Here is a 6,621-nt window from a genome sequence, read left to right as displayed (position 1 = left end):
CGGAGTCAGGGTGGGGGTGCCCCCGACGGAGTCAGGGGGAGGGTCCGGCCGCCCTTCGGGCCGACCTGGGACCCGCTGGCTGCGGGTCTGACCAAGGCCGTTGTCTACTGGGCGTCCGGACCCTTCCCGGGTCACACCTGCCGATCGGGCGGCACTCACCCTCCTGCCCTCACGGGCGGAGAGGCCCACTGGCGAGCCGCGTTCCGTGCCGTGCACGCTGGGTCTGGCTGCCAGTGGCGGCGTGCACGTGCGGCGCGACACCCCATGGCCCAGCGGCGGTCGACACAACCGCGGAGAAACCCCCGGTTCGACGTCCTGTGGTGGACTTCGCCGAACCTACTCGCCTCCGACCGGCCACTGTCAACAGCCCTTTGACCTGCGGGGTTTCACCAAATCAGCAGGTCAGTGCGGACTGCGCCAACAGCATGCGACACGCCGCTGCGCGCCGAGGGCGCACCGTTCGGCCGCATCGGGCGCCGCCACCGGTCACCCGTTCGGCCGCTCGTACACCGTACGGCCGCCGACGACCGTACGCAGCGCGGTCGGCAGCTCACCGCCCGGGGTCAGATCGGGCAGGCCAGGGGTGCCGGAGCGCGGGTCGGTCGACCAGTTGGCGACCCGCTCGTCGGGTGCCTGGACGACCAGGTCCCCGACTTCCCACACCGCGTAGTCGGCCGGTGCGCCGGGCACCAGGACGCCCGCGTCGTCCCTGCCGACCGCACGCCACCCGCCGCGGGTGTGCCCGGTGAAGGCTGCACGGGCGGAGATCCGGTGCTCCGGGGTGCGGTGGAAGGCGGCGGCCCGCACCGCGCCCCACGGGTCCAGCGGGGTGACCGGGCTGTCCGAGCCGAGCGCGAGCGGCACACCGGCTCGGGTCAGTGCCGCGTACGGGTTGAGTGCCGCGGCCCGCTCGGCGCCGAGCCGTGCCGCGTACATGCCGTCGGGGCCGCCCCAGGCCGCGTCGAAGGCCGGCTGCACGGACGCGACAAGGCCGAACTCCGCGAAGCCCGCGACGGCCTGCCCGCTGAGCATCTCCGCGTGCTCGACGCGGTGCCGCAACGCCCGCACCCGGTCCAGGCCGGCCGCCTCGGCCGTGGCCCGGACCCCCGCCACGACGGCGTCGACGGCCGCGTCGCCGATGGCGTGGAAGCCGGCCTGCACACCGCCTTGCGTGCACAGCAGCAGGTGCCGGGCGATGGTCTCGCCGTCCAGGTACGACACGCCCGTGACGGCGGCCTCGTCGGCGTAGGGGGCGTGCAGGCAGGCGGTGTGCGAGCCGAGGGAGCCGTCCACGAACAGGTCGCCGCCCGCGCCCACCGCGCCGAGGTCGCGCAGGCGGTCCAGGTCCGCGGGGTCGTGGACCGGCTCGGCCCAGTAGCCCAGCACCCGCGGGCCGTCGCCCGCCGCGGCCAGCGCCAGCAGGCCCGTCAGGTCGTCCTGCGAGGAGATGTCGGGACCCGCGCACTCGTGCAGCGAGCCGATGCCCTGCGCTGCCGCGTGCCGCAGCGCGGCCCGCTGGGCCGCCTCCCGCTGGGCGGGCGTCACGGCGGCGTACGCGGCCCTGCGCACCGCGTGGTGCGCGTCCCGGGTGAGCGGCGCCTGCGGGTCGTGGCCCGCGAGCCCCGCCAGGTCCGGTACGAGGGCGGCCAGGCCGCTGGTGACGGCCGCGCTGTGCACGTCGGTACGCGACAGGTACAGGGGGCGGCCGCCCGTCACCCGGTCCAGCTCCGCCCGGGTCGGCGCCCGCCGCTCCGGCCAGCGGCTCTCGTCCCAGCCGTGCCCGAGCATGACGCGGTCCGCGGGGTGCGCCGCCGCGTACGCCGCCACCTGCTCCAGCGCCTGCGCCAGGTCCGTTGCCCCTGCCAGGTCCAGGCCCGTCAGGGCCAGCCCCGTCGCCGTGACGTGCACGTGGGCGTCCGTGAACGCCGGGGTGACCAGGGCGCCGTCGAGGTCGACGACCTCATCCGCGCCGGCGGCGAAGGAGTCCGCGGCGGACTCCTCGCCGACCCAGGCCACGGTGTCGCCGTCCAGCAGGATCGCTGTCGCGAACGGGTCGGTCGGGGTGTAGACGAAGCCACCGCGCAGCAAGACGGTTGCTTTCGGCGGTTCGCCGTTCGTACGTGAACTCTGGTGCATCCGCCCAGTCTCCCCTACCCCCCGCCGAGCCCTTCCCGGCCGGCCCCGGGACCTCCCCCCGGCGGTGGGCTGGTCGCGCAGTTCCCCGCGCCCCTGAAAAACGCTCACCCTCTGTGCGCAGAGGGCGCCGCCTGAAAACGCCGGCTCTGCGCACAGAGGGCAACGACCAGGGGCGCGGGGAACTGCGCGCCCAGCCCGCCACCGGCGGAAAGGCGAGCGCCCACCGCAGGTGGCAGGCACCCCCGAGGCCGACGGCGGTCAGAGGCGGGGGGGTCGGGACTCGTACGGGGTCGAGAGGACGACGGTGGTGCGGGTGGAGACGCCCGCCAGGGTCCGGACCCTGGCGAGAAGGTGTTCGAGCTCGATCGGCGTGGACACCCGCACCTTGAGGATGTAGTTCTCGTCCCCGGCCACGGAATGGCACGCCTCGATCTCGGGCACGTCGGCGAGCCGCTCGGGAATGTCGTCGGGCGCGCTCGGATCGAACGGCTTGACCGAGATGAACGCGGTCAGCGAGAGCCCGACGGCCTCGGCGTCGACGATCGCGGCGTACCCGCGGATGACTCCGCGCTGTTCGAGCCGCCGCACCCGCTGGTGCACCGCGGAGGTGGAAAGGCCCGTGGCCTTGCCCAGGTCCGTGTAGCTCATGCGCCCGTCGGCCATGAGCAGGTCCACGATCTGACGATCCAGCTCTTCCACAGCCGACGACCTTACCGGCCCGCCGCCGCTTTCGGTCATGCGTGGAGCATCCGGTCGAGGAAGCCGTTGGAGAATGTGCGGGCCGGGTCGGTGGCGGAGGCCAGTGCCAGGAAGTCGGGCATCCGGGGGTAGCGGGCGCGGACGTCGGCGGGTGCGGTGGTGAAGAGCTTGCCCCAGTGCGGGCGGGGCTCGTAGGGCGCGAGTGCGGCTTCGAGGACGGCGAGCACGGGCAGGACGGCGGCGGTGTCCTTGACCCAGGTGAAGTGCAGGGCGACGGTGTCGCGGCCGTAGGCGGGGCTGAGCCAGAGCCGGTCGGCGGCGACGGTGCGGACCTCGCAGATCTGCAGGACGGGGGCGACGGTGTCGCGGACCGCGTCGACTGCGGTGAGGGCGGCGACGGCGTGGCCGCGGGGCACCAGGTACTCGGTCTGCAGCTCCTCGCCGTTGCTGGGCGTGAAGCCGGGACGAAAGTGCGGCAGCCGCTCGTGCCACGGCCCTGGTACGTCGAACTGCTCGGTGCAGTGCACCGGGTCGACGCCGGGCACGGGGTGCATCTTGGTCTCGGCGGGCTTGGCCCACGGGAAGTCGGCGTCGGGGGCGTCGGCGAGCTGTTTGAGCCAGACCTGGGTGAAGCGCGGGCCCCGCCAGTCGGTGAAGAGGCTGACGCTGTACGCGGCCGACGTGATCGCGTCGAAGTTCTCCGCGGCGTCGGTGAGTTCGAGGCCGGTGAGGACGCGCTGGCGTATGTCGTAGGCGGGCCGCAGGTCGAGGGTGAGGTGGGTGGCGATGCCGAGGGCGCCGAGGGCGACGACGGAGCCGTCGAAGGTGTCGCGGTCGGCGGCGCGGCTGATGGTGTGGATGCCGCCGTCCGCGGTGACCAGGTCGACGGCGGAGACGGCGGTGGCCAGGCCGCCGTTGGCGTCGCCTGAGCCGTGCGTGCCGGTGGCGACGGAGCCGCCGACGGAGATGTGCGGCAGGGACGCCATGTTGGGCAGGGCGAAGCCGCGGGCGTGCAGATGTGCCGCGAGTTCCGCGTAGCGCACGCCGGCGGCGACCCGGACGGTGCGGGCCGCGGTGTCGATGTCGATCTCGGGCGGCAGCGCGGACAGCGCGATGAGGGTGCCGTCGGTGTCGGCGATGTCGCTGAAGGAGTGGGCGCTGCCGAGTGCCTTGGCGCGGCGGCTCTTGGCGACCAGTGAGCGCAGTTCCGCGACGGTGGCGGGTCGGTGTACTTCGGCCGCGGAGAAGGTCAGGTTCCCCGCCCAGTTGCTCTGCATGGCTGTCACGCTTCCGGCTTCCGGCGGACCGTCCTGGCCTCGCCCGCTGGCACCTTATCCGGATGCGCGGCAAGGCGCCGCGCGGGGGCGCAGGGGGGTGCGCGGGCGCACGCCGGGGGCGCATGAATCAGCCAAACGGGTGGGTGTGACGAAGGCCACATCCGGTGCACCGCTCCGTCCACTTTGGCGCGGTTACCCGCGTAGCGTGGCGGGAAGTGCTCGCTATGGCCCCGGGCGTGACGCCGGGCCGACCCGATGAAGGGCATCCCACCCGAGGGGGAGACGCAGCATGCGTAACCATGTGCGCCGCAGCCGCAGCGAGCGGATCAGGCCCGCTTTCGAGGAGGACCACGAACGCGACGACGCGTTCGCCTTCCCCGCCGGTGAGCCGGCGGGCTCCGACGCCGAGGCGTCGGACGACCTCATGGACATGGACGGCGTGGACGCCGACGAGGCGTTCGAGGAGGACTTCGGCGACGCCGTCCGGGTGTCCTGCCCCGACTGCGGCCGGCCCATCGCGGTCTTCGCGGACGAGGAGCGGCTGCCGCAGCACGCGCTGTGCCCGACGCCGTGGAATCCGTTCGGCCTGACCGTGTGCGACGGTTCCGGGCGCCCGGTCGCCGACGCCCGCCCTGCGGACGGCGCAGCCGGCGACGGCGAGCGGCAGGACCTCGCGGCGCTGCTGGCGCTGCCCGCGGGCCTGGACTGGCGTACGCAGCCCTTCTCGCACGTCGGCGGACCCGAGTCGCGGCCGATCCCCATGCCCGAGCAGCGGCTCGCGGCCTGACGTTCCCGCGGTGGCCCGGCCGGCGTGCACGACGCCGGCCCGGCGTTCCTCCGCGTTCTGCAACCCGCGCGCTCAGCCCCGGGACTCGGGGCCCGCGAGGTGGCGGGCGACGACCATCCGCTGGATCTGGTTGGTGCCCTCCACGATCTGCAGCACCTTCGCCTCCCGCATGTAACGCTCGACGGGGAAGTCCGCGGTGTAGCCGTAGCCGCCGAGCAGCTGGACGGCGTCGGTGGTCACCTGCATCGCGGTGTCGGTGCAGAAGAGCTTGGCCATGGCGGCCCGCGCCGAGAAGGGCTGGCCGGAGTCGCGCAGCCGGGCGGCGGCGAGGTAGAGCGCCCGGCCCGCCTCGATCCTGGTGGCCATGTCGGCGAGCATGAAGCGCAGGCCCTGGAAGTCGGCGACCGGCCGGTCGAACTGCCGCCGCTCCAGGACGTAGCCGAGGGCCGCGTCCAGGGCGGCCTGTGCCACGCCGGTGGCGCATGCGGCGATGCCCAGCCGCCCGGAGTCCAGGGCGCCCAGCGCGATGGCGAAGCCCTGGCCCGGCTCGCCGATCCTGCGGGTGTCGGGCACCCGGACCCCGTCGAAGTGCACCTGTGCGGTCGGTGAGCCCTTCAGGCCCATCTTCCGCTCGGGCGGGGCCGCGGACAGGCCGGGTGCGTCGCCGGGTACGAGGTACGCCGAGATGCCGTGCGCGCCCTCGCCGCCGCTGCGGGCCAGGACCGTGTAGAAGTCGGCGGCGCCGCCGTGGGTGATCCAGGCCTTGGTGCCGTCGATGGTCCAGTCGTCGCCGTCGCGGGCCGCCCGGGTGCGCAGGGCCGCGGCGTCCGAGCCGGAGGTCGGCTCCGACAGGCAGTAGGCGCCGAGCTGGGTGCCGCCGAGCATGCCGGGCAGGTGCTCGGCGCGCTGCTCCTTGCTGCCGTAGTGGGCGACGGCGTGGCAGGCCAGGGTGTGGACGCTGACGCCGAGACCGACGGTCAGCCGGGCCGCCGCCAGCTCTTCGAGCACCTGGAGGTAGACCTCGTACGGCTGGCCTCCGCCGCCGTACTCCTCCGGATAGGGCAGGCCGAGCAGTCCTGCCTCGCCGATCAGGGTGAACGTCTCGCGCGGGAAGCGTCCGGCCTCCTCCTCGGCGGCGGCGCCGGGAGCGATCTCCCGCTGGGCGAGGTCCCGGGTGAGCGCGAGCAGGTCCCGCGCCTCCTCGGTGGGCAGTTGGCGGGACACCGGCTGCGGACCGTAACTCTGCATGGCGGCGCACTCCTCCCTCTCGGGGGCGACGGCGGCAAACACCGTGGGTGGGCGGTGCCGTCCGATGGGCATACCCGGACAAGAAGGTCCCGTACCGGGTCACGGCACGGGCTGATCAACGCGTCCGGCGGGTTGGAGTATGCCCGATCGGGCGACGCCCCGTCACCGGCGCGGCGGAGCACCGCGGGCCGCCGCGGGGTGCGGGCCGCGGTTTCCGCGAAGCGGCGGGGCCGGGCGGGCGTGCCGTCGTACGCTTCGCGCATCGAGAGCTTGGGGGCCGGCGACCCGCGGTCGATCGGCGGGTACCCGCTGTTCGCGCGGCTCGGTGCGGGTGGCATGGGGCAGGTGTTCCTGGGCGTACTCCTGCGGGCCGGGCGCTCGCGGTGAAGACCGTACGGCCGCAGTTCGCCCTCGACCCCGGCTTCGGCGCCCGCTTCGCGCGGGAGATCAGGAACGCCGACCGGGCGCGCTCGC

At 74.4% G+C, this 6,621-nt stretch carries 5 protein-coding genes; 1 reads left to right on the top strand and 4 read right to left on the bottom strand.

Annotated elements, in window-relative coordinates; translation table 11 throughout:
- Positions 1-486: 486 nt before the first annotated feature.
- The 3 genes from JT723_RS27535 to JT723_RS27525 all read right to left on the bottom strand — a co-directional run bounded on the left by JT723_RS27535 (position 487) and on the right by JT723_RS27525 (position 4,121).
- Positions 487-2,136 (bottom strand): amidohydrolase, encoded by a 1,650-nt coding sequence (locus JT723_RS27535; protein ID WP_205047504.1) that lies wholly within the window; start codon positions 2,134-2,136, stop codon positions 487-489.
- 258 nt (positions 2,137-2,394) lie between these two features.
- Positions 2,395-2,835, bottom strand: a complete 441-nt coding sequence (locus JT723_RS27530; RefSeq protein WP_205047516.1) for an Lrp/AsnC family transcriptional regulator — start codon at positions 2,833-2,835, stop codon at positions 2,395-2,397.
- Positions 2,836-2,870: 35 nt separating this feature from the next.
- Positions 2,871-4,121, bottom strand: a complete 1,251-nt coding sequence (locus JT723_RS27525) for an FAD-binding protein (protein ID WP_372441389.1) — start codon at positions 4,119-4,121, stop codon at positions 2,871-2,873.
- Positions 4,122-4,401: 280 nt separating this feature from the next.
- On the opposite strand from JT723_RS27525, the gene JT723_RS27520 reads away from it, so the two are divergent.
- The gene (locus JT723_RS27520) at positions 4,402-4,899 is read left to right on the top strand and encodes a hypothetical protein (protein WP_205047503.1); all 498 of its coding nucleotides are present in this window, start codon (positions 4,402-4,404) and stop codon (positions 4,897-4,899) included.
- Between the two features lie 72 nt (positions 4,900-4,971).
- Here JT723_RS27520 and JT723_RS27515 read toward each other — a convergent pair whose 3' ends face one another.
- Positions 4,972-6,147 (bottom strand): acyl-CoA dehydrogenase family protein, encoded by a 1,176-nt coding sequence (locus JT723_RS27515; protein WP_205047502.1) that lies wholly within the window; start codon positions 6,145-6,147, stop codon positions 4,972-4,974.
- Positions 6,148-6,621 lie beyond the last annotated feature (474 nt).

Origin of the sequence: Actinacidiphila bryophytorum (genome assembly GCF_016916835.1) — a bacterium.
Classification (GTDB): Bacteria; Actinomycetota; Actinomycetes; order Streptomycetales; family Streptomycetaceae; genus Actinacidiphila; species Actinacidiphila bryophytorum.
The sequence above is the reverse complement of the archived record's forward strand: the minus strand, read 5'-3'. Positions and strand labels throughout refer to the sequence as shown.

Coding starts and splice junctions, on each gene's coding strand:
- JT723_RS27535 (WP_205047504.1), bottom strand. CDS start 2,136: ATGCACCAGAGTTCACGTACGAACGGCGAACCGCCGAAAGCAACCGTC.
- JT723_RS27520 (WP_205047503.1), top strand. CDS start 4,402: ATGCGTAACCATGTGCGCCGCAGCCGCAGCGAGCGGATCAGGCCCGCT.
- JT723_RS27515 (WP_205047502.1), bottom strand. CDS start 6,147: ATGCAGAGTTACGGTCCGCAGCCGGTGTCCCGCCAACTGCCCACCGAG.